At 70.0% G+C, this 22887-nt stretch carries 21 protein-coding genes and 1 riboswitch; of the genes, 7 read left to right on the top strand and 14 right to left on the bottom strand.

The genetic code is table 11. The annotated features are described in order from the left end of the window. Positions 1-5: 5 nt before the first annotated feature. From OG223_RS45755 to OG223_RS45730, 6 genes are all read left to right on the top strand, one after another. A complete protein-coding gene (locus OG223_RS45755; protein ID WP_329262598.1) occupies positions 6-926 on the top strand; it encodes an ABC transporter substrate-binding protein in 921 nt (306 codons plus the stop codon). 129 nt (positions 927-1055) lie between these two features. Next, complete coding sequence (locus tag OG223_RS45750; protein ID WP_329262595.1) at positions 1056-2084, top strand: ABC transporter substrate-binding protein; 1029 nt, start codon at positions 1056-1058, stop codon at positions 2082-2084. Then, entirely contained in the window at positions 2081-2854 is a 774-nt protein-coding gene (locus OG223_RS45745; RefSeq protein ID WP_329262592.1) for an ABC transporter permease, read from the top strand. The genes OG223_RS45750 and OG223_RS45745 overlap by 4 nt, the downstream gene beginning before the upstream one ends. Beyond that, positions 2851-3612, top strand: a complete 762-nt coding sequence (locus tag OG223_RS45740; protein WP_329262589.1) for an ABC transporter ATP-binding protein — start codon at positions 2851-2853, stop codon at positions 3610-3612. The genes OG223_RS45745 and OG223_RS45740 overlap by 4 nt, the downstream gene beginning before the upstream one ends. Next, complete coding sequence (locus OG223_RS45735) at positions 3609-4688, top strand: phosphotransferase enzyme family protein (protein WP_329262586.1); 1080 nt, start codon at positions 3609-3611, stop codon at positions 4686-4688. The genes OG223_RS45740 and OG223_RS45735 overlap by 4 nt, the downstream gene beginning before the upstream one ends. Continuing rightward, complete coding sequence (locus OG223_RS45730; RefSeq protein ID WP_329262583.1) at positions 4682-5185, top strand: AAA family ATPase; 504 nt, start codon at positions 4682-4684, stop codon at positions 5183-5185. The genes OG223_RS45735 and OG223_RS45730 overlap by 7 nt, the downstream gene beginning before the upstream one ends. Here OG223_RS45730 and OG223_RS45725 read toward each other — a convergent pair. Further along, entirely contained in the window at positions 5147-5620 is a 474-nt protein-coding gene (locus OG223_RS45725) for a GNAT family N-acetyltransferase (protein WP_329262580.1), read from the bottom strand. The genes OG223_RS45730 and OG223_RS45725 overlap by 39 nt on opposite strands. Positions 5621-5669: 49 nt before the next feature. On the opposite strand from OG223_RS45725, the gene OG223_RS45720 reads away from it, so the two are divergent. Continuing rightward, positions 5670-6044 carry a hypothetical protein gene (locus OG223_RS45720; protein WP_329262578.1) on the top strand — a complete coding sequence of 125 codons (375 nt, stop codon included), beginning with the start codon at positions 5670-5672 and terminating at the stop codon, positions 6042-6044. On the opposite strand, the gene OG223_RS45715 is transcribed toward OG223_RS45720, so the two are convergent. The 13 genes from OG223_RS45715 to OG223_RS45655 form a co-directional block, all read right to left on the bottom strand. Beyond that, positions 6023-7159 carry an LLM class flavin-dependent oxidoreductase gene (locus tag OG223_RS45715; RefSeq protein ID WP_329262575.1) on the bottom strand — a complete coding sequence of 379 codons (1137 nt, stop codon included), beginning with the start codon at positions 7157-7159 and terminating at the stop codon, positions 6023-6025. The genes OG223_RS45720 and OG223_RS45715 overlap by 22 nt on opposite strands. Positions 7160-7170: 11 nt before the next feature. Further along, positions 7171-8268, bottom strand: coding sequence for an LLM class flavin-dependent oxidoreductase (locus tag OG223_RS45710; RefSeq protein WP_329262573.1), 1098 nt, complete (start codon positions 8266-8268; stop codon positions 7171-7173). Then, the gene (locus OG223_RS45705; RefSeq protein WP_329262570.1) at positions 8265-9638 is read right to left on the bottom strand and encodes an NtaA/DmoA family FMN-dependent monooxygenase; all 1374 of its coding nucleotides are present in this window, start codon (positions 9636-9638) and stop codon (positions 8265-8267) included. The genes OG223_RS45710 and OG223_RS45705 overlap by 4 nt, the downstream gene beginning before the upstream one ends. Before the next feature lie 18 nt (positions 9639-9656). Beyond that, on the bottom strand, positions 9657-10877 hold the full coding sequence (locus tag OG223_RS45700; RefSeq protein ID WP_329262568.1) for an LLM class flavin-dependent oxidoreductase: 1221 nt from the start codon (positions 10875-10877) through the stop codon (positions 9657-9659). A gap of 212 nt (positions 10878-11089) precedes the next feature. Beyond that, positions 11090-11827, bottom strand: coding sequence for a GNAT family N-acetyltransferase (locus OG223_RS45695; protein WP_329262566.1), 738 nt, complete (start codon positions 11825-11827; stop codon positions 11090-11092). A 79-nt stretch (positions 11828-11906) separates the two neighbouring features. Further along, positions 11907-12935 carry an ABC transporter substrate-binding protein gene (locus OG223_RS45690; RefSeq protein WP_329262563.1) on the bottom strand — a complete coding sequence of 343 codons (1029 nt, stop codon included), beginning with the start codon at positions 12933-12935 and terminating at the stop codon, positions 11907-11909. Between the two features lie 55 nt (positions 12936-12990). Then, on the bottom strand, positions 12991-13788 hold the full coding sequence (locus OG223_RS45685; RefSeq protein ID WP_329262561.1) for an amino acid ABC transporter ATP-binding protein: 798 nt from the start codon (positions 13786-13788) through the stop codon (positions 12991-12993). Beyond that, positions 13785-14765, bottom strand: a complete 981-nt coding sequence (locus OG223_RS45680) for an amino acid ABC transporter permease (RefSeq protein WP_329262559.1) — start codon at positions 14763-14765, stop codon at positions 13785-13787. Before OG223_RS45680 ends, OG223_RS45685 begins: the two co-directional genes overlap by 4 nt. Positions 14766-15099: 334 nt before the next feature. Continuing rightward, a riboswitch (SAM riboswitch) is annotated at positions 15100-15208 on the bottom strand. A gap of 76 nt (positions 15209-15284) precedes the next feature. Continuing rightward, the gene (locus OG223_RS45675) at positions 15285-16169 is read right to left on the bottom strand and encodes a glutathione S-transferase C-terminal domain-containing protein (protein ID WP_329262558.1); all 885 of its coding nucleotides are present in this window, start codon (positions 16167-16169) and stop codon (positions 15285-15287) included. A 67-nt stretch (positions 16170-16236) separates the two neighbouring features. Next, the gene (locus OG223_RS45670) at positions 16237-16350 is read right to left on the bottom strand and encodes a putative leader peptide (RefSeq protein WP_329262556.1); all 114 of its coding nucleotides are present in this window, start codon (positions 16348-16350) and stop codon (positions 16237-16239) included. Positions 16351-16466: 116 nt separating this feature from the next. Continuing rightward, a complete protein-coding gene (locus tag OG223_RS45665; protein ID WP_329262553.1) occupies positions 16467-17717 on the bottom strand; it encodes an alginate lyase family protein in 1251 nt (416 codons plus the stop codon). A gap of 27 nt (positions 17718-17744) precedes the next feature. Next, positions 17745-20990 (bottom strand): alginate lyase family protein, encoded by a 3246-nt coding sequence (locus OG223_RS45660; protein WP_329262551.1) that lies wholly within the window; start codon positions 20988-20990, stop codon positions 17745-17747. A 218-nt stretch (positions 20991-21208) separates the two neighbouring features. After that, positions 21209-22738: a glycosyl hydrolase family 28 protein gene (locus OG223_RS45655; protein WP_329262549.1), complete on the bottom strand. Its 1530-nt coding sequence runs from the start codon at positions 22736-22738 to the stop codon at positions 21209-21211. Positions 22739-22887 lie beyond the last annotated feature (149 nt).

Below are 22887 nucleotides of genomic sequence, written 5' to 3'. Positions count from 1 at the left end.
CCCCCATGCCTCACATACGGGTCATGCTCGACTATTTCCACCCGTGGCCCAATTCTGCCGGTCTGTACGTCGCCCGTGCCCGCCGCTGGTACGCCGAGGCCGGTCTCGACGTCGAGCTGGTGGTCCAGGATCCGGGACGCGGGGACACGCTGGAGTACCTGGCGCGGGGCGAGGTGGACTTCGGGATCTTCCCGCCGAACCGGCTGCTGGCCCGGCGCGCGGAGCACGGCCAGCCGCTGATCGCCGTGTCCGCGATCAACCACCGGGGCCTGGAGGCGATCCAGACCACCACCTCGACCGGCATCACCCGCCCCCGCGACCTGGCCGGCCGCCGTATCGCCTTCAACCCGACCCCGCGCGGCCGGGCCATGGTGCGCCATCTGGTGGCCGCCGACGGCGGCGACCCGGACGCCGTGATCGGGATCGACGCCGGCGCGCGGGAGCTGACCGTCGACGACATCGTGGCGGGCGAGGCGGACGCGACCTTCGGCAACTACTGGTCCTGGGACGCGCTGCGCGGCGATCTGCCCGAGGAGCAGCGCCTCACCTGGCCGGTCGACGAGATCGGCGCCCCGAGCTACCACAGCTATCTGCTCGGCACGAACGAGACACTGCTCGACCAACACCCTTCCCTCGTACGGGACTTCCTCGCCGTCACGGCCCGCGGCTACGCGGCCGCCGCCCAAGAGGCCGATGCCACGCTGGAGTTGCTGGAGCGGGTCATCCCGTACTTCCCGCGCCCGCTGATCGCCCGCTCCCTGGCGCTGATCGCGCCCACCTGGACGGACGCGGAGGGGCGTTGGGGTGTGATCGACGAGGGCCGGATGGGCCCCTACGCGCACTGGCTCGCCGAGAACGGCGCCATCCCGGACGACCGGGACTGGGCCAAGTCCTTCACCAACGGCCTGCTGGACGTGGCCACATGAGAGCCCTGGCCTGCCAGGCGCGGACGCTGACCCGGCGTCTCGCCGTCGACTTCATGCGGGTGGGCAGCGCGCTGTGTCGGCCCTGACCGGACCGACCCGCCAGCCCTCCCACCCCTCGAAGGACCCGACATGCAGCGCCGTACCGCCCTGACCGCCATGGCCGCGACCGCCCTCCTCGCCGCCACCGGCTGCTCCGCCGACTCCACGGCCGCCGCGAAGGACGGCACCACGACCGTCACGCTCGCCCTGGACTGGACGCCCAACACCAACCACACCGGCATCTATGTCGCTCAGGCCAAGGGCTGGTTCAAGGCCGCCGGGATCAACGTGAAGATCGTGCCGTACGGTTCGACCGCGCCCGAGACCCTGATCGCCAACCACAAGGCGGACTTCGGGATTTCGTACCAGGAGGGCATCACCACCGCGCGGGCGGCCGGCCAGGACATCACCTCCGTCTACGCGGTGACGCAGAAGACGGACGTGACGATCGCCGTGCGCGCCGACCGGTCCGACATCACCTCGCCGAAGGACCTGGACGGCAAGACGTACGCCGGTTTCGGCGCGCCGTACGAGAAGCCACTGCTGCAGAAGGTGATCCAGAACGCGGGCGGCGAGGGCGACTTCAAGCAGGTCACCCTCAATACCTCCGCGTACGCGGCGCTTTACGCGGGCAAGGCGGACTTCGCGATGCCGATGCCGACCTGGGAGGGCCTGGAGGCAAAGCTGAGCGGCAAGCCGCTGAAGAACTTCCAGCTCTCCGACTACGGCTTCCCGGCGATCTACTCGACGCTCGTCGCGTCCTCGGACCAGTTCCTGAAGAAGAACCCGCAGACCGCGAAGAAGTTCCTGGCGGCCGTCGACAAGGGCTACCGCTACGCCGCCGAACACCCTTCCCAGGCGGCCGACTTGCTGATCTCGGCGAACAAGAGCGTCCTCACCAACACCGAGCTGGTGAAGGAGAGCGAGGCGCTGCTGGCCAAGGAGTACTACAAGGGCGCGGACGGTTCGATCGGCACACAGAGCGCGGAGCGCTGGCAGGCCTTCGCGGACTTCGAGTACAAGGCGGGCCTGCTGGTCGACGCCGACGGCAAGAAGCTGACGTCCGCCCCGAAGGCGTCGACCTTCTTCACCAACGCCTATCTCCCGGACGCCAAGTGAGGCCGCTCCTGCGGTCGTTGTGGCCGCCGCTCCTCGTCCTCGCCGTGGTCCTCGGCGGCTGGCAGCTCTACGTCACCGCCGCCGGCGTCGATCCCACGACGCTCCCCTCCCCCGCCCGGGTGGTGGAGCAGGGCTGGCTGAACCGCCAGGACCTGTGGGACCAGACGCTGCCCACCCTCCAGGAGACGCTGCTCGGCTTCGCGCTGTCGTTCGCGGCGGCCTGGCTGGTCGCCGTCCTCCTCGACTTCTCCTCGGCGGCTCGCCGGGGCCTGTATCCGCTGCTCGTCGCCTCGCAGACCATCCCGATCGTGGCGGTGGCACCGCTGCTGATCATCTGGTTCGGCTTCGGACTGCTGCCGAAGATGCTGGTGGTGACCCTGACGACGTTCTTCCCGCTCGCCGCGAACCTCGCGGCGGGCTTCGCGGCCACGGACCGCGAAGCGATGCGGCTGCTGCGCTCCCTGGGCGCGGGCCGCCGGCGGACGTTCCGGCTGGTCCGGGTGCCGAGCGCGATGCCGTACTTCTTCGCCGGGCTGCGCGTGAGCATCACCTACGCCGTCGTCGGCGCCGTGTTCGCCGAGTACGCGGGCGCGGAGGCGGGCCTCGGGATCTATATGCAGGCGCAGAAGAGCGCGTTCCGCACGGACCTGGTGTTCGCGGCGGTCGCGGTGACGGCCGCGCTCAGCATCGCCCTGTTCGGGGCGACCTATCTGCTGCAACGGCTGGTACTCCCGTGGGAACGGGCGCTGAAGGAGGACAGGTCGTCATGAGCAGTCTGCGCATCGAGGGCGTCGGCAAGTCCTTCGGCCCGTTGGAGGTGCTGCGAGACCTTCAACTCGCCGTGGAGCCGGGCGAGTTCGCGGCCGTCATCGGACCGAGCGGCAGCGGCAAGAGCACGTTGTTCAACCTGGTCTCCGGCCTAGACCGTCCCACGTCGGGCCAGGTACTGGTGGAGGGCGAGCCGGCCGGAGTGGAGTCCGGCAAGGTCGCCTACATGCCCCAGAAGGACCTCCTCTTCCCCTGGCGGACCGTGCTCGACAACACGGCACTGGGCCTTGAGGCGCAGGGAGTCAGGAAGAAGGAGGCACGGCGGCGGGCCGACGCCCTGTTCGCGGACTTCGGCCTCGACGGCTTCCAGAAGGCGTACCCGTCCCAACTCAGCGGCGGTATGCGGCAACGCGCGGCCCTGCTGCGCACGGTGGTCCTGGAGCGACCGGTCCTCCTGCTCGACGAACCGTTCGGCGCGCTCGACTCGCTCACCCGCACCGAGATGCAGTTGTGGCTGGCCGGCATGTGGCAACGCCACCGCTGGACGGTCGTCCTGGTCACCCACGACATCCGCGAGGCGGTCCTGCTCGCGGACACGGTCCACGTCCTGTCTCCCCGCCCGGCCACGATCGTCGACCGCGTCGAGGTCCCGCTGCCCCGCCCACGCGGCGCGGACGACTTCACGAACCCGGACTTCGCGTCGACCGAGCGCCGCGTCCTGGACGCCCTGCGCGGCACAACGGCGGTGAAGACAGCGTGAGTTCACACCTCGCCCACGGCCTGGGCACCGACCCGGTCGAACCGGACTGGCCACCCCTGACGGACACCGAGGTCACGGACATCGTGGGCCCGGCCCGGGTGGTCTGGCGCAGCCCACGCCCCCTGTCGGCGGCGGCCGTGGTGGAACGCTCGGGCCGCCGCCTCTTCGTGAAACGCCACCACACCACGGTCCGCACGATCGAGGGCCTGTCCGAGGAACACGCCTTCCTACGGCATCTACGGCGGCGCGGCGCCCCGGTGGTCGAGGTGCTGAACGCGGCGACGCGCGGCGAGTGGACCTACGAGGTGCACTCGACCGGCGCCGGCACGGACCTCTACCGCGACGCCCTGTCCTGGTCCCCGTTCCGCACCTCCGCCCACGCCCGCGCGGCCGGCGAGGCGCTGGCCCGCCTGCACCTGGCGGCGGAGGGCTTCGACGCCCCGCACCGCCAAGTACAGCCGCTGGTCGCGTCGTTCACGGTGTTCGCCTCGGCCGATCCGCAGGCGGAGCTGGAGCGGTACGTGGCCGAGCGCCCCCACCTGGCAAAGGGGCTGGCGGAGTTCCCGTGGCGGGAGGACACACGGCGTGCCCTACTCCCGCTGTACGAGGAACTGGCCCCGCACCTCCCGGAGTTGGCCCCTCTGTGGACCCACAATGACTGGCATGCCTCCAACCTCCTCTGGAACGAGGACGGTTCGGTCGCGACGGCCCTCGACTTCGGCATGAGCGACCGCACGACGGCCGTGCACGACCTGGCCACCGCGATCGAACGCAACACGGTCCAGTGGCTCCAGCCCGGCTTCCCGGTCCGCGAGGCGGACGCCGTCGCGCTCCTCGACGGCTACCGGTCCGTACGCCCGCTCAGCCCGGCCGAGTCGAAGGCGCTCCCGGCGCTACTCCCCCTGGTCCACGCCGAGTTCGCGCTCTCCGAGCTGGGCTACTTCCACGGCGTCACGCGATCGGCGGAGAACACCCGGTTGGCGTACGAGTACTACGTGGGGCACGCGGAGTGGTTCGCCGGGGAGAGCGGACGGCGACTGCTGGATCTGCTGCGGCGCCGGGTACCGGCATGCTGATCAGCATCGGCGGCCTCCCTGCCACCGGCAAGACCACACTGGCGCGTCTCCTCGCGGCCCGCACCGGTGCCGTCCACCTCCGGGTCGACACCATCGAGCAGGCCATCGTCCGCTCCGGGGTGGCCCGTCATCCGGTGGGTCCGGTGGGCTACCTCGTGGGATACGCCCTGGCCGAGGAACATCTGCGGCAGGGGCTGACCGTGCTCGCCGAGTCCGTCAATCCGCTGACCGTCACGCGGGATGCCTGGCGCGACACGGCTGTGCGGGCGGGTGTGCCCGCCGTGGAGATCGAGATCGTCTGCTCCGACCCGGACGAGCACCGGCGGCGCGTGGCCTCGCGGTCGGTCGACATCCCGGATCTGCCGTTGCCCGACTGGGAGCAGGTCGTCGGCCGGGAGTACGAGCCGTGGAACCGCGACCGCATCGTGGTCGACACCGCGGAACAGCGACCGGAGGACTCACTGGCTTCGCTTCTCGAAGCCCTGACCGGACGGTAGTTCGCGGGTGAAGACGACGCGGGGTCGGCCCGAGCCGTCGTAGTCCTCCACAGTGCGCGCGTCGAAGCCCAGGCTGCGGTGGAAGGCGATCGAACCCTCGTTGGTGACCGAGGTGATGGCCTTGAGGCGGACCGCGCCCTGGCGTCCGGCCGCCTCGACGAAGGCCGTGTACAGGCTGCGGCCGAGACCGGTGCCGCGGGCATCGTCCCGGGTCGCCACCAGGTGCACGTATCCGGTGTGGTCGGGCGTCACGAACCCGAAGAGGTACCCACGGATGCCGTCGTCGGCGCGGGCGACCAGACAGGTGGATCCGAACTCCCGCACCAGCGCGGTGAGATGGAGCGCGCGGAGGTCACGCTCTCCCCAGTAGCGGGGGTGGTCCTCCAGGACCTGGTGGAGGTCGGTGACATCGGCGGACTCGATACGTACGGCCATGGTATCGATCATGGCAGAGAGCCGTTCGGAGTCGAGAAGGAGACGGGTCATGATCACGGGTTACGTTCTCGGCGAGAGCCTGCGCCCCGGTGCCGTGTTCGCGCCGCACGGGCTGCGCATCCGCAAGGTCGAGCGGGTCGACAACTCGGCGAGTGCGACGGCCGGGCAGCCCGACGCCTGGACGTTCGTCGAGTGGGAGGCCGACGACGACAGTGCCGCAGGTCCGATCGCGGACGCGCTCGCCGCTGCTCTGGAGCCGGCCAACGGCTGGTACGCCGACTTCACGGTCGGCGATGAGCGGGTGGTCGTCTTCGCCGGAAGAGTGTTCCGCTATCGGCGCGGCGACGAAGTCGGCCGCGCCGAAGCGGTCGCGTACGGGCGGTCGGTGGGGACTCCGGAGCATCAGCTCGACTGGGAGGAGTGACCCCGTCGGCGCCATTCCCGGGCGAGGAGCTCGTACGACCGCACCCGGTCCGTGTGGTCGTGGGTGATGGTGGTGATGAGCAACTCGTCGGCGCCGGTGGCCTCTTGGAGTTGTTCCAGGTGGTCGGCGACCCGGCCGGGTGAACCGACGAACTGGGTGTCGACGCGGTCCTGGACCAGCTCGCGGTCCTCGTCGGTCCACACGTGGGCGCGTGCCTCGTCGGGGGTCGGGAACTGGATGGCGCCCCGCGCCGTACGGATGGAGCGCACCCACAAGCCGTAGCCGGTGGCAAGTTCGCGGGCGGTCTCGTCGTCCTCGGCGACGACGACATCGGCGGAGACGCTGACGTACGGCTTGTCGAGGACGTCGGAGGGCTGGAACGCGGCGCGGTAACCGTCCGCCGCCTCCAGGACGGTGGCGGGGCTGACGTGGTAATTCGCCGCGAACCGCAGGCCGTTGCGGCCCGCGACCTCCGCGCTCGTGCCCCCGCTGCTGCCCAGGATCCACACCTCCACGTCGGCGCCCTCGCCCGGTACGACATGTGCTTCGACGCCGTCCGGGGAACGGTAGGTGCCGGCCAGCAGCGCGAGGACGTCGGCGATCTGCTCGCCGTACTCCTGGGACTTGGCGTTGGGCAGCAGGAGCAGTTGGCGCTGGAGGGCGATCCTGGGTGAGCCGAGGAGGAACTCGAAGGAGAAACGGGGCGGGATGCGCAGTCCGTTGGGGGCCCGGCCGTCGACGACCGGGGTCGCCGACGGCAGCGGGGGCGACGGTCGGCCGCTAGAGCGGCCCAGGCCCAGGTCGAAGCGGCCGGGGTGGAGCGCGTCGATCAGGCCGAACTCCTCGACCGTGGACAGCGCGGTGCGGTGGCCTAGTTGGACGGCGCCGGAGCCGAGCCGGATCGTGGAGGTCGCTGCGGCCGTCAGCGCCAGGACGACCGCGGGGGACGTGCCCGCCACGCCCGGGTTGAGGTGGTGCTCGGCGAACCAGTAGCGGGCATAGCCGAACTCCTCGGCCCGCTGGGCGAGTTCGATGGAGTTGCGCAGCGCTTCGGGCGCGGTGGAGCCGGAGGAGATCGGGACCAGGTCGAGGACGCCGAGCGGGATGTGGGGCACGTGCTCACTCCTCAGTGGCCGACGGACACGGGCTCGGCCTCGGACTCGGCCTCGGGCAGGACGGGTCCCCAGGCGAACGGCGGGTCCGGAATGTCCTTGCGCAGCACGGGAGTCACCGCCGACTGGAACAGTTCCAGCGAGTCCCGGTGCTGACCGTCCGTCAAGCCGCTGGCGTCCGCGTGGAGATGGAGCACGGTGTGGCCGAACTGCTCGTGGTAGCGGTGCACTTTGTCGATGACCTGCTGCGGACTGCCGATCAGCGCGGAACTGCGCTCGACGTAGTCCTCCAGGGTCTCGAAGACGATGGGCAGGCCGATCTGTTTCTGGAAGGCGAGGTTGCTCTCGAAGACCGGGCGGTAGGCGGCCAGCGCCTCCTGGGTCGTCGGAGCGACGTAGAGGCCGGCCGTGCCCGCGCCCACCGCGATGTCCGCCGGGTCGTGGCCGTAGTGCTCCCAGCGTTCGCGGTAGTAGCGGATCAACTCGGCATAGGGCTCTATGGGGTTGGTGACGTTCGCGGAGAACAGCGGGTCGCCGTAGCGGGCGGCCAGGTCGACGCTCTCCTTGCTCGTCGCGCTGCCGTGCCAGACCCGGATCGGCTGCTGGTACGGCCTCGGCCAGACCTCGGCGTCCTTCAGTTCCGGGCGGAAGCGGGTCTTCGCCGTCGTCCTGTCCTGCCGCCAGAGCTGCCGGAACACCTCGTAGCTCTCGGCGTTGCGTTCCCACTGGTCCTCGGGCGTGACGTGGAACAGCTCGCGCTGGGCCGTGCCGTTGCCCTTGCCGATGATCAGGTCCAGGCGGCCGCCGGAGAGATGGTCGAGCGTGGCGTAGTCCTCGTAGGCCCGGACCGGGTCGAGGAGGCTCAGCGTGGTGACCGCCGTGAAGAGGCGGATGCGGCGGGTGAGCGCGGCTATGTGGCTGAGGACGACGGTCGGCGAGGAGGAGATGAAGGGGCGCTCGTGCCGCTCCCCCACGCCGAACCCGTCGAAGCCCAACTCCTCGGCCAGCACGGCGTTTTCGAGGACCTCGCGGAAGCGTTCGTGGGTCGGCTTCCGTATGCCCGTGACCGGGTCGGGGCGGTGGACGATGAGGGTGATCGCGAGGAACTTCACGACGCCGCCCGTTCCTCGCGTACCTCGTCGGGGTGGGCGAGGCCGAGGTGGTCGCGCAGGGTCGGGCCCTCGTACTCGGTGCGGAAGACGCCCTGTTCCTGGAGCAGCGGGACGACCTTGTCGGCGAAGGGGTCGAGGCCGGTCGGCGTGATGTGCGGGACGAGGATGAAGCCGTCGCTGGCGTCGGCCTGCACGAAGTCGTTGATGGTCTTCGCGACGGTGGACGGGGAGCCGATGAAGGCCTGCCGGTTGCCGGTCTCGATGACCAGGTCGCGGATGGACCAGTTGTTGGCGGCGGCCCGCTCGCGCCACTCGCGGGCGGTGGCCAACGGGTCGCGGTACATGCGGACTTGGGCGCGACCCTTGGAGATGTGGTTCTCGCTGACGTCCGGGTCGATGTCGGGCAGCGGGCCGTCCGGGTCGTAGGAGGACAGGTCCCGGTTCCAGACGAACTCCAGGTGCTTGATGGCCGTGGCGCCGCTGACCTGCTGGCGGCGCACCTCCTTCGCGAGGTCTTCCGCCTCGGCGTCGGTGTCGCCGAGCACGAAGGTAGCGGCCGGGAGGATCAGCAACTGGTCGGACCTGCGGCCGTACTTGGCGAGGCGGGACTTCACGTCGGTGTAGAAGGCCTGGCCCTCGGTGAGGGTGCTGTACCGGCTGAAGATGGCGTCGGCACTGGACGCGGCGAACTCACGGCCCTCGTCGGAGTCACCCGCCTGGAAGATCACCGGGCGGCCCTGCGGGGAGCGCGGGACGTTGAACTGACCCTGGATGTCGAAGTGTTGGCCCTGGTGGACGAAGGCCCCGGCCTTGGCGTCGGCCAGGAAGGTGCCGCTCGCCTGGTCGGCGAGGATCTCGTCGCCGTGCCAGGAGTCGAAGAGTTCGTTGGTGGTGGCGAGGAACTCCTTGGCCCGGGAGTAGCGCTCGTCCTGCGGCAGGAAGCCGCCCCGGCGGAAGTTCTCGCCGGTGAACGCGTCCCAGGAGGTGACGACGTTCCAGGCCGCACGACCGCCGGAGAGGTGGTCGAGGCTGGCGAACTGGCGGGCCACTTCATAGGGCTCGTTGAAGGTGGAGTTGATGGTGCCGGTCAGGCCGAGGTGCTCGGTGACGGCGGCGAGCGCGGCGAGGATCGTGAAGGTGTCGGGGCGGCCGACCACGTCCAAGTCGTAGATCTTCCCGCCCTGTTCGCGCAGCCTGAGGCCCTCGGCGAGGAAGAGGAAGTCGAACTTGGCGCGTTCGGCCGTCCGCGCGAAGTGCGCGAAGGAACTGAACTCGATGTGGCTGCCGGCCGCGGGGTCGCTCCACACGGTGGTGTTGTTGACACCGGGGAAGTGCGCGGCCAGGTGGATCTGCTTCAGGGGCTTGCTCATGTCGTACGGTCCTCCGGCTCAGGCGGTGGCCGCGGCAGCGGCGTAGCGGTTGGCGGGGCGGGCGAGCCCCAGCAGGCCGCGCAGGGTGTCGGCCTCGTAGGCACGGCGGAAGGCGTCCCGGCGCTGGAGTTCGGGGACCAGGCCCTGGGTGATCGCCGGCAGGTCGTGTCCGGCGACGGCGGGCCGCAGCCGGAAGCCGGTCAGCCCGGCCGACTGCAACTCCTGGAGCAGGTCCGCGAGTTGGGCGGGCGTACCGGCGAAGATGCGGGCGTCGCTGGTGTACGGCTCCCCCGCGAGGGCGTCGAGCCGCTCGCGGCGGGCGACCGCGGTGGCTTCGTCGTCGTCGAGGAAGACCACCAGGTCGCCGAAGATGTGCAGCGGCTCGTCGGCGCGGCCGGCGGCCTGCTGTTCGGCGCGGATCTCCGCGACGATCGCGCGCGCGTCGTCGGTGTCGTGCGGGGTGACGTAGCCGATGTCGGTGGCACGGGCCACCAGCCGGTACGGGACGGTCTGGTGGGCCAGAGAGCTGACGACCGGCTGGCCCTGCGGCGGCCGGGGTGTGATGGAGGGGCCCTTGACGCTGAAGTGCCGGCCCTCGAAGTCGATGTAGTGCAGCTTCTCGCGGTCGACGAAGCGGCCGGTGGCGGTGTCCCGGATCTCGGCGTCGTCCTCCCAACTGTCCCAGAGCCGGCGCACGACCTCGATGTAGTCGGCGGCCTCGTCGAAGTGCTCGGCGAGCCGCTCCTGTCCGGCCGGGGTCCGCAGGCTCTCCAGGCTGATCGGCTCGAAGGTGCGCCGTCCGAAGTGGTCGGCCTCGTGCGGCCGGGCGGAGAGCTGCACCCGTACACCGGCGCGGCCGGTGCTGACGTAGTCGAGGGTGGCGATCGCCTTGGATATGTGGAACGGCTCTGTGTGCGTGGACACCACCGTCGGGACCAGACCTATGTGGCTGGTGAGCGGCGCGATGCGGGCCGCGATGAGCACGGCGTCGAGGCGGCCGCGGACCTGGTCGGTGCGGCCGTCCAGGTCGCCGTAGTGCGAGGACTGGAGGCCGAGGCCGTCCTCGAAGGTCACGAAGTCGAGCAGACCGCGCTCGGCCTCGGCGACCTGGTCGGCCCAGTACGCGGCGGTGAACAGGTCCCGGGGCCGGGCCACCGGCTCGCGCCAGGAGGCCGGGTGCCAGCCGGTGCCGTCGAGGGCGACGGCGAGATGCAGCGGAGAAGGGGAGGTCGATGACACGAGTGGTGCCTTCCTGGAGGTCCGTACGAGATCGCCGGCCCCTGGATATGGGCGCACGGCGGCTGGGCAACGGCGTCAGGGGCGACAGAGCGCGCCGGCCACGCGCAGCAGGTCTATGTGCTGCCGCGTGGTGAGACACACGTGAACGATGGACGCTCCACACATGTGCTCCACCTCCACGGAGTCCGGCTTCAAAGACGACAACGGCACAGCTATGCCGTTTCTTCCGGAAAGGCGGCGGGGATCGGGCCGGTGCGCCGTACGAGCGAGAAGACGGTACGGGCGCGCAGGGTGAAGCCGATCGACTCGTACAGCCGGATCGCGTTGGTGTTGTTGGCCGCCGCGTGCAGGAAGGGGTGCTCGCCGCGTTCCTTGATGCCGGCGGCGACCGCGCGGACCAGGCGGGTGGCCAGGCCCCGGCCGCGGTGGTCGGGGTCGGTGCACACAGCGCTGATCTCGGTCCAGCCGGGCGGGTGGAGACGTTCGCCGGCGAGCGCGATGAGCCGGCCGTCGTGGCGGATGCCGAGGTAGGTGCCCAGCTCGACGGTGCGGGGCAGATAGGGGCCGGGTTCGGTGCGGGCGACCAGGTCGAGGATCTCGGGGACGTCGTCGGGGCCGAGGAGTACGGCCTCGGGGGCGGGCTCGGCCCGCAGCCCGGTGTCCACGAGCTGGACGCCCTGTCCGGAACGGACGATCTCCCAGCCGTCCGGGGTCTCGCTCACCCCGCGCACCGCGGCGCTGCCGCCGGGACCGACGAGGGTGGCCAGGTCCGCCCAGGCGCGTGGGTCGTCGTTGTCGGTGATGGCGTTGAAGCCGGCGACGTCGACGGGGTAACGGGCGGCGCAGCCGACGCGCTCGGCGAAGTGCGCGTGCGGGCCGGTGAGCGCGGCCCAGGCGGGGTTGTCCAGGATGTGGGACGTGGTGGTTTCGATACTGGCGGTGGAAGACATCGGGTGACGGCTCCAGTACTGGTCGCGCGGGTGGGGACCCCGTAGCGGCGCGACGGGGTCCCCTGGCCGAGAGGGTGGGTCAGGAGTCGCTGAGGGGCAGTCCGGGCGGGTTGACCTCGGACTTGGCGACGGCCTCGTTGGAGAGGTTCCAGGCGGTCAGCCACTTGGCGTACTGCCCGTTCTTGATCAGGTAGTTGATGGCGTCCGCGAGGGGCTTGGCCAGGCCGCTGTCCTTCTTCGCGGTGGCCGCGATCAGGCCCTGCAGGGAGGATCCGGCGCCGGAGTACGTGCCCGCGTTGCGGATCGCCTTCGCCGTGCCCTTGGTCGAGGAGACCTGGTAGGCGACCGAGGGGTTCGGGGCGAGGTAGGCGTCGATCTTCCCGGAGGCCAGCGCGAGGTAGGTGCTGTTGTTGTCCTGGAAGTACTTGACGGTGAGCGCCTTCTTGCCCTCGGCTGCCAGCTTCTTCTTCCACTCCAGGAGGATCCGCTCCTGGTTGGTACCGGCGCCCACGGCGACGGTCTTGCCGGCGAGGTTCTCGTAATTGCCGTCGAAGTTCCAGGAGTTGTCGGCCTTCACCGCGAAGCCGAGGTTGTCCTCGCGGTAGGAGGCGAACTCGTACTTCGCCTTGCGCTCCTCGGTGTCGGTGACGTTGGAGAAGGCGACGTCGACCTTGCCGCTGTCCAGGCCGATGAAGAGGTTCTCCCAAGTGGAGTTCTTCAGCTCGGGCTTGAGGCCGAGGACGGCGGCGACCAGGCGGGCGATGTCGGTCTCCGAACCGGTGAGGGTCTTCTGGTCCGAGCCGACGTAGCCGAGCGGCGGGGAACCGGCGGGCAGGAAGCCGACGCCGATCTCCAGCTTGCCGCTCTTCGCTGTCGCCTTGGGCAACTCGGCACTGATGGACTTCACTTCGGCGACCTTGAGCGTCGCCTCCTTGGCGGCACCGAGGGAGAGAGCGCCCACGGTGACCGTGCCGGAGGCGGCACTGCCGGACGTGGTGGCCGCGTCGCTGTCGCCGCCGCAGGCCGCGAGACCACCGGCGAGGGAGGCGAGGACGGTTCCCGCGGTGAGTCCGCGAGTGATTCTGCTGCGAAGGCTGGGCGTAGACATGGCTGTTCCTAGGCTCGGTGTTCGGGGCTGATGAGGGTGGAAGTGCGGGTCGGGCTCAGAGGACCTTGCTGAGGAAGTCCCTGGTCCGTTCGTGCTGCGGTTTGTCGAGGACCTCGTGCGGCGGTCCCTGCTCGACGATCTTTCCGCCGTCGATGAAGACGACCCGGTCGGCGACCTCGCGGGCGAAGCCGATCTCGTGGGTGACGATGACGAGGGTGGTGCCGCTGGTCGCCAAGTCCTTGATGACGGCGAGGACTTCGCCGACGAGTTCGGGGTCGAGGGCGGAGGTCGGTTCGTCGAAGAGGATGACTCCGGGGCGCAGGGCGAGGGCGCGCGCGATGGCGACGCGCTGCTGCTGACCGCCGGAGAGCTGCCTCGGGTAGGCGCCCGTCTTCTCGGCGAGACCGACGCGGCCGAGCAACTCCCTTGCCAGTTCCAGGGCTTCGGGCTTGCCGAGCCTGCCGGTGGCGACGGGGGCGGCGGCCACGTTGTCGAGGACGGTCAGATGCGGGAAGAGGTTGAAGTTCTGGAAGACGAACCCGATCCGGGCTCGCTGGGTGAGGATGGCGCGTTCGCTCAACTCCTTTAGCCGTCCGCCCTGTTGCTTCACACCGATCAGCTCGCCGTTGACGCTGACGTAGCCGATCTCGGGCTTCTCCAGGTGGTTGATGACCCGCAGCAGCGTGGACTTCCCGGAACCGGACGGACCGAGGATCACGGTGACCTCGCCGGGCCGTACCGTCAGGTCGACGCCGTCCAACACCCGGTGCGCGCCGTACCACTTGTGGACGTCGTGCACTTCCACGGCGGCGGGCGTGATGTCCGCCAGAGGTTCGATCGTGGTGGTGGTCATACGGCGGTCTCCCTGCGGATGCGGGCCCGCAGATCGGTGACACCGGTGCGGAGTTTCTGGATCGGGGTGGGCGGCAAGGAGCGGGTGGCGCCCCGGGCGTAGTGCCGTTCGACGTAGAACTGGACGACGGACACGACGCTGGTGAGGATCAGGTACCAGACGGTGACGACCAGGAGCAGCGGCACGATGTCGCCGGGGTAGGTCGAGCCCATCGTCTGCGCGGAGCCGAACAGGTCGAGCAGCGACACGTAGAAGACCAGCGAGGTGCTCTTGATCAGGCCGATCAACTGGTTGACGTAGTTCGGGGTGATGGAGCGCAGCGCCTGCGGGAAGACGATCCTGCGGAACTGGTAGCCCTTGGGGAGGCCGAGGGCGGAGGCCGCCTCGTGCTGGCCCTGGTCGACGGAGAGGATGCCGCCGCGGACCACTTCGGCCGCGTACGCCGCCTCGTTGAGGCTGAGTCCGACGACGGCGACGGCCATGTCGGTGGCGAGCTTCGACTCGTCGAAGGAGAAGAAGGCGGGGCCGAAGGGGACGCCGATGCTGAGCGTCTGGTACAGGGCGCTGAAGTTGTAGAGGAAGATCAGCACCACGATGAGCGGGATCGAGCGCAGCGCCCACACATAGGTCCAGCTCGCGGCGCGCAGTACCGGGCTCTTGGAGAGTCGGGCCAGGGCGAGCAGGATGCCGCCGAGAAGGCCCAACACCGCGCTGAGCGCCGCCACTTCGAGGGTGATGACGAGTCCGTCGAGGATCGTCGGGCGCAGGAACCAGTAGCCGAAGCGGTCCCACTGGTAGAAGGAGTTGGTGACCAGTCCGTGCACGAACTGGGCGACCACCACCAGCACGGCCACGGTGACGATCCACCGGCCGGGCCGGCGCAGCGGCTGAACTCGCTGTGCGGTGAGGGGTTTTGACGGGGCGTCGGCGGACGGGGCGTCGGCCAGGGACACGGTGGTGCCTGGGGGTTCACTCATGGTGGGCTCCGGCGGGTTCACAGACCCCGGTCCGTGGCGGTGGACGCGCGACGGCGGACGGCACGCGCGGGTGCACGGGACCGGGGGCGGGGAGAGGGCAGGCACACCGACGGGATCGGGTGTGCGTCAGAGGTGCGTCGGCCGACTGGTCGTCAGGCCCGACAGCGGGCGCGGCCCGACGCGGTACACAGTGCGCTGCTGACCCGGAGCAGATCGACAGCGCGGTCGGCGACGAACAGGTTGGCGTACGACCGTACGCAGCCCTGCGGGCGGCATGTGGCCGTCCTGGGAGCTGCGTACATGGCGTCACCTGTCACTGTTCCGGCCCCGCAGGGCCTCGCGCTTACCGAAACGTCATCCGGTCCGGTCGTCACCTGGGGCACCCCACCGCGTGCGAGGGTTGCCGGTCAGCAAGCCAGGGCTTGTCGCTGACACTCATGACCGTTCTGGCCGCAAGTTAAGACAATTGCCCGAACGAATGTCAACGCCCGTCCAACAAGTGGACGGCGCGGACGCCGCTCAACTGCGGCAAGCTCCCGTTTCGTCCGCCGCATGGGCTGCCCAGTCCAGGATCTGGACAGCGGCGCCGGCGGCCTCCAGGCCCCGGCAACGGGCGTGGTGACGGCGGGCGATGCCGTCGAGGTCGAGGTGCGTGCCGAACGCCGGGTGGGCGGCCAGCCTGCGGGCGTAGGCCCACAGGTGGGGGTGGTCGGCGACGCGCTGCACGGCGGCGGCGTCCAGGTGGTAGCGGTGCACGGTGTCGAGTTGCACCAGGGTCACCCACAACTCGACGTCGGCGGCGGTGAGTTCGTCCCGGATCATGTGCTCGCGGCCGTCCAGCCAGCGGTCCAGCGAGCCCAGGGTCTCCAGCAGTCGGCCGAGCGCCTCGTCGTGCTCCTCCTGCTCGCCACCGGCCGCGCCGGCGCGCTGCGCGGCGTCCTCGATGCCCTGTGCGCAGAGCCGCTCGACGGCCTCGATCTCCGACTCGGCACCGCACGGGTAGAGCTGGGGTCCGCTCTCGCCGAAGTGCCGGGCGAGGTCGCGCATGATGTCGGGGGCGTGGGTGCTGACGATCCGGCCGGACCAGTCGTCGCTGAGCACCGGCGCGGCGGCCGGTCCGGAGTAGCGGTGGGCGCTCGCCTCGTAGAGCGGGCGCAGCGCGGAGTGTCCACCACTCGGACAGTCGGGTACGGCGGACAGGAACACGGCCGGACAGCTCTCGTCGAGGCCGAGCAGGCTGTGGGTGACGGCGATGCGCAGGCCGTCGGCGCAGGCGGTGGAGAGATGGAGGCGGTAGCGGCGCGGCACGGCGTAGTGCCCGCTGCGCGCGTCGCTCCCGATCCGGCCCCGGAACCGGGGGGCGGAGCGGGGTGCGGGGACGGCGGCGAGAGGCGTTACGGACATGGGACTCCCCGGATTCGGGCGCGTGGACGTACGCGCGGCGGAAGCGTCGTCGAGCGGTGGAGGGGGCTCAGCGCAGTGGGCTCATGGCGCTGCAGACCCGCAGCAGATCGATGTGACGGCGGGAGGTCAGAAGGGGCGAACGGTCCACGCGAGTGGTGGTGACCGGCTCAAGGCGCCCCATGTTTCCCTACCTGTTCACTAGGATTCCCTACTGGAGTGTCGATCCACCGTCGCCCGGGGTCAAGAGGGCGTCCACGGGTCGGGCACCGGTGCCCGACCCGTGGACATGCCCGTCCGCTACTTCGCGTACATCAGCGTGCCGAAACCGAGCTGGTCGTAGCCGCCGCTGTCGGAGCCGTAGTCACCTCCCCCGCCCTCGGGTGCGACGAGGTTGTAGTACATGGCCGAGATGTACTTGTCGTCGAGGCCGATCCGCCGGTTGTAGTGGAAGTGGAGCATCGCCCACACCGGCCGGATCTGGCCGCGCGAGGCGGCGGAGACCACCGTCTGGGACGACTGGGCGCAGCTCTGCCCGGTGCCCCAGGTGTAGGTGGTGAAGGGCACGTCGCTGCCCGCGTTGTACTTCGCGACGTACTGGGCGGCCTTCATGAAGCGGCGGCTGTCGTACGAGTACAGGTCGTCGCCCTGGTTCCAGGCCATCTCGCAGATCGCGCCCATCTGCCCCATGCCCATGACGGTGTGGCCCTGGTCGCGGCCGGACTCCTGCCACTGGCCGAGCGCGTAGCCGTCCGGGTCGGTGTACAGGTACGGCACGGCGTGCGCGATCGAGCCGTTGCCCGCACCCGACTTGAAGTACGTGACGGCCTGGTCGTACTTGGCGCTGTCCTCGTTGAGGATGCCGATGGCCAGGATCGACGCCATGTTGCAGAGGTCCCAGTTGGCCCAGTAGTTGGTGATGCAGGCGTCGTTGTGGTTGGTGAGGAAGCTGTTGTTGAGCGGGTAGAAGACGTTCGCCAGCATCTGCTGGGCGGCGGACAGGTTGAACCCGCCGTAGTCCCGCATGAGTTCGCAGGCGTTGGCGAACTGCCAGCCGTAGAGGCCGGCCGCGAGGAACCGGTCGGCGTTCCCGGTGACCGAAGTCAGCGTGGTCGACCAGGCGTTGAGGATGTTCGCGGCGCACACGGCGTTCGCCTCGGTGCCGCCGACCTTCCAGCGCAGGGCGTTCTGGTAGGCGGCGGCGATGTCGTTGTAGAGCAGGCTGTAGTTCTGGCCGTCGCCGCCACGGATGATCGTGGCCGTCGCCCGGTTCGTCCAGGTCGACTGGGAGCGGGAGTTGGCGGTCAGCCTGTTCCAGCCGGACAGCCAGGGGTCGGTTCCCGCCGCGACCCTGACCTTGGCCCGGTTGATGTCACCGGCGTTGTGCAGCATGCCGGGGTGGGTGAAGGTGGCCGGGGCCGCGTGCGCGGTCGTGGCCACCGTGGCGCCGCCGAGGGCGACGGCGGCGGTGAGCCCGCCCGCGGTCTTCAACAGACCGCGGCGGCTCAACTCTGTTCCGCGGAGGTGCTCGTGGGGGGAAGTGCGGCTCATCGCTGTGCATCTCCAATCCGTGGAGGATCAGGTGGGCGTGATGCTCACCTCGTCGAACTCCGTGGTGCAGCGGACCGGTTGGCTGCGCGAGCAGACCACCAGGCCGACGTGGTAGGGGGCGTCACCGAAGCCGGGGATCTCTCCGTCGGCGAGGGGGGTCCAGGTGACGCCGTCATCGGTGGACAGGGCTGCGCTGAAGGCGGTCCCGGCGCGCTTCAGCCGCAGCAGGGCGGGGAGGGTGACGGCGGCGCCACCGGTGAAGGCGGAGGCACCGGCCACGGTCTTACGGAGCATGAGCTGGGCGCTGCTCCCGCCGGTGACGATGACGCCGGCCGCCTGGTCGAACGGCGACAGCGACTTCGCCATGAGCAGCCCGACCCGGTCGGTCGTGACACCGCTGCGCGAGACGAGCCGGGCGACGACCTCACAGTCCCCGCTGACCGGCCGCCGCACGAACTGCCCTGTCATTCCCTGACCGTTGGCGTTCAGATCGACGCCCGCGCCCCGCACGGTGAAGCTCCCGCCGTCGTACGACGTGCTGCCCGGCGTGGTGATCGCCACCACGCCCAGTGTCCCGAAGGCACGGTCGTCGAGCACGGTGTCGCCGAGGTCGCCGTACGTCCACGGCGCGGGCGGGGCGGCGGCGACCGTGAGGGCGAGGGTGCCGGTCGCGGTGCCGGAGGCGTTGGCCGCGGTCGTCACGACCGTGAACTCCCCTGTCTCCGTGGGGGTTCCGGAGACGAGCCCGGTGCGCCGGTCGATGCGCAGACCGGCGGGCAGCCCGTCCGCACCGAACCGCACGGGCTCGTGCGAGGCCCGCAGCAGATGACGGAAGGCCACGCCCTGGTTCGTGAACACGGCCGTGGCGGAGGTGAGTCGGGGAACGGCAGGGGTCGGCATCACGGCCCGCGCCGGCGCCGAACGTGGCCCGCGTCCACCGGCGTTGGTCTTCGCGACCGTGTAGTGGTACGTCGTTCCGGGCGTCCCTGTCGCGTCGGTGTACCGGATGCGGGTGCCGAAGCCGACCGGGCCCACGCGGGTGGCTAGGGTCTCGTACGGTCCGGAGGCACGCGTGGCGCGCCGGACCGTGTATTCGGCGGAGAGGTCCGGGTCGCTCCAGGCCAACTCGACGGCGTCGGCACCGGTTTCGGCCCGTAGGTCGGTGGCGGTGCGGGCCGGGCGGGGCACACGCCAGACCGTGCCGGACGCGGAGGTCACACTGACGTTGTCGAAGGCGCCGGTGCCGGTCTCGGCGTAGTCCTCGTCCACGCCGAGGCAGGAGGTGAGGGCGAGCCCCGCGTACGCGGTGCGGCCCAACTCGACCTCGGTCGAGCCGACTTCGGTCCAGTGGTCGCCGTCCGGTGAGATGGCGCCGGTGCAGCGCGCACCCTTCCGGGTCACCCGCACCCAGTAGGGCTTCCGCAGCCGGTAGCCGTCGCCCGCGCCCTCGACGTACGGCGCCTCCAGCGGGGTCGCCGACGCCGGCAGTGTGCCGAGGTCGGAGATCGGGAAGGCGGCCGACGTCGTGATCGCCTGCTGCTGCGAGGGCGGTACGGGTGTGCTGCCGGTCGCGGAGACGTCCGCTCCGGCCGAGGGCCGTACCGTCCACACCCCGCTCCAGGTGTGCAGCGGCAGCCCCTGGATCAGCATCGAGGCGTGCGCCGCGTCCGCGTCGAGGGAGGCCCGGACGGTGACGCCGATCTTGGAGTACTGCGAGCTGAGCGGCCATACGATCCGCGCGGTGACCGTGCCGTCGCCGCGCAGCGGGAGGTGGGCGAGGCGGCAGGTGTCGGCGGTGCCACTGGCCTCCAGGACGAAGCCCTCACCGTCGAAAACGGCGGAACCGGGGATCTTCACGTCCCCGACGTCCTGGGTCGACCAGGATCCGGGGAGACCGGCGGAGGCTGCCGCCCAGGCCGAACTACCGCTCTCCCCAAGGGCGTTGGAGGCGGAAACCGTGTAGTAGTACGTCCGTCCGGCGTGCACGTTCCGGTCGGTGTACGTCGGCTGCCCGACCCCGGACGCCATCCTCTCGTAGCGGCCGTCCACCTCGGTGGCCCGCAGGACCGTGTAGGAGTCGGCCCAGGCCGAGGGAAGCCAACTCACCTGCACGGAACGGTCGTTGCCCATGGCCGTGACACCGGCCGGTGGTGTCGGCACGGTCGGCGAGGTTGCCGTGGCACCTGCGTAGGCGAAGGTGCCCCAGCTCGGCAGGTCGTCGTTGCTGCCCTCGACGACCCGGGTGCCGCCGGTGCCTCGGAAGACGGCGTTCTTCGTGTACGGGGTGTCGAGACCACGCACGCCCGCGTAGTGCGCGTACGCCATCTCGTAGATCGGCGGCAGGGTGCCGCGCGACGTGGGCGAGACAGCCAACTTGATGTACTTGCCGGTGCGGTCCAGGTCGGGGACGAAGGGGACGTCGCCGCCGAGGTTGTAGCGGGCGGCGTACTCGACGTTGGCGAGGATGCGGTTGCCGTCGAAGCCCCAGAGGTCGACGCCCTGGTTCCAGGCGACCTGCGCGGCATCCGCCAACAGGCCGACCGCGAGCTGTTCGTGGCCCTGGTCCCGGCCGCTCTCCTGGCCCTGGCCGGCGGCGGTGACGATGCGGTGGAGGACGCTGCCGTTGCCGGCGCCGGCCGCGGCGAAGCGGAGCGCGTCGTAGAAGAGGCTGGGTTCCTCGCAGAACACGCCTATGGCCAGCAGGGATTGAAGGGACGTCAGGTCCCAGTTGCCGTTGGCGTAGAGCATGTAGCAGGAGAGCGCCGGGTACCAGACGCGGCGGAAGGAGTCCTCGCAGCGCGCGATGTCGGCGGCGCTCCAGCCCTCGTAGCCGGTGTGGCGGAGGAGTTCGGCCGCGTTGACGAACTTGAAGGCCTGGAGACCCGCGCCGAGGGGGCCGTCGGCTCCGGTGATGCCGGTGAGTGAGGCGGACCAGGCGTTGAGGATGTCGCGGGCCTTGTCCGCGTGCGCGGTGTCGCCGGTGACGGACCAGATGAGGGCGTTCTGGTAGGCGGCGGCCGAGTCGGCGACGGCCTGGTTCTGGTAGTTGGCGGGGCCGCGGCCCCAAGTGGTGATCTGACCCGTGTTCTGCACGGCGTACGACGACGAGGAGCGGGCGTGGGCCGCGAGCGCCAAGTAGCCGTCGTAGACCGGGGATTGCTTGGCCGTGACCGCCGCTCTCATCCGGGCGAGGTCGTCGGCGCTGTGCAGCAGGCCGGGGTGGGTGAAGGTCACGTCGGAGTCGTTGCCGGAGGCCACAGCCCGGCCGGGCACGAGCAGCCCGCTGGCGCCCGAGGCCAGCAGGAGGGCGGCGGCGCCGCCGAGGAAACCTCGGCGGCCAGGCGAAACCGGACTAGTAGACGCCGGTTCGCCAGCCCCCTGAAGGGGCGCGGGGCTGTGTTCATCAGCGGCTTCGCCGCGGGGCGCGACCAGCCCCGACGGAGCCGCAGCCAACCGACGGCCCCTCCCCGTCCTTCCAGCGGAGCGCTTCGTCATGACGCCGCGGCCGCCTCGGCCTCGGCGGTGGTGAGGAACTTCAGGTTGGTGACGTGCTCGTTGTAGAACCACTGGACGGCGTCGGTGGTGTAGTACCAGCTCGGCTTCTTCATCGAGTCGGCGACGACGAGGCCGTTGATCACCAGGTTCTCGAACGTGACGTTGTTGATGGCGTGTTCGGCGTCGTAGCCGAGGAAGAGCGACGGGTTGGCGTGGGTGCCCGTGTAGCTGAGGTTCTTGACGTAGACGCCGTCGATGCCGCGGCCGACCGAGGTGTTGTACTTCGTGTTGTACATGACCTTCATGTAGATGACCTGGCCCCAGCGGAAGTCCTCGATCCTCACGTCCTCGATGCGGACGTTCTTGATCAGGTTGGAGTCGCCGGGGTTGAGGGCGATGCAGCCCTGGTAGTTCATCTGGGGTTCGCGGTGGTCGAGGATGTCGATGTTCTCGATGACGAGGTTCTCGATCGTCTCGGGCGCGTCGGTGTTGCCGTGCGTGCCGACGTTGATCGGGTGGGCCACGTCCGCCCACAGGGTGCAGTTCTTGACGGTGATGTCGCGGGTGTCGCCGTAGTAGTCCCAGCGGTGGCAGTAGATGGCGATGCAGTCGTCGGAGTTGCGCATGAAGCAGCCGTCGAAGGTGATCCCGGTCGAGGAGAAGACGTCGAAGCCGTCGCCGTTGCCCTTCGAACTGAACGCGCGTGCCTTGGTGATGTGGACGTTCTTGCTCTCGGCGAACGTGCCCGCGTAGCCGGACGGGTTGAGGATGATGACGTCCTCGACGCGGATGTTCTTGCTGCCCTCGCAGAGGATGGCGCCGCCGGGGTTGTTGTAGAGCACTCCGTGGCCGGTGAGGCTGGACCGTTCCACGTCCTTGAAGTAGACCTGCGCGGTCAGGACGGCGCCGCCGGCGAGGTAGACGGTTTTGCCGCTGGGGACGAGAAGGACGTTGCCGGTGACGGTGTGGACGCCGGGGCCGAAGTAGATGACGTCCGGGTCGTCGGCGGACGGGGTGTGGTGTTCGACGCGGTTGGTGATGAGGTGCAGGGCGTCGAAGATCTCGTCGTTGATCTGGACGACGACGTCCTTCGGCTCGTCGAGGGTGAACCGCAGGGTGTCGCCGAGGAGTTCGGGCTTGATGCCCAGCGCGTCCGGTCTCACCCGGGCCTTGGTGGTGCCGCCCTTGAGGTAGGTCACCTCGATCTCTACCGAGCCGTTGAAGTCGAAGTACGCCATCGACGAGTTGTAGACCTTGCCCGACCCGGTGTTCGCGTTGATCTCCTCGAACTGCGGCCGGTAGATGTCGAGGGTCTGCCAGGCGCCGTCGGGGGCGGTGCGCACCCGCACCTGGAAGCCGGTGTTCGTCGGCATGGTCGCGGGGCGTGGGTAAGTGACCAGCTCGGGGCGGGAGTTGCGGCCGCCGCCGGCGTGCGCCGCCGTGGCGGTCAGCCCGGTCAGTCCGGCGGCGAGCGCGGTGGCACCGACGGCCTGCAGGGCCGTACGACGGGACAGGGGCGTGTTCATACCTACTACTCCTTATTTGATTTGCTCCTTCGCCTCCGGGGCGCTCCAGCCGGTGTCGAGCCCGCGACCGTGCTCAGCCCTTCGGGCCTCCGCGCGCTCGCGCTCTCGACACCGGCGCACCCCTACGGCTCAGTCGCGGTGCAACAGGG

The sequence above is a fragment of the Streptomyces sp. NBC_01478 genome (genome assembly GCF_036227225.1).
Lineage (GTDB): Bacteria > Actinomycetota > Actinomycetes > Streptomycetales > Streptomycetaceae > Streptomyces.
The sequence above is the reverse complement of the archived record's forward strand: the minus strand, read 5'-3'. Positions and strand labels throughout refer to the sequence as shown.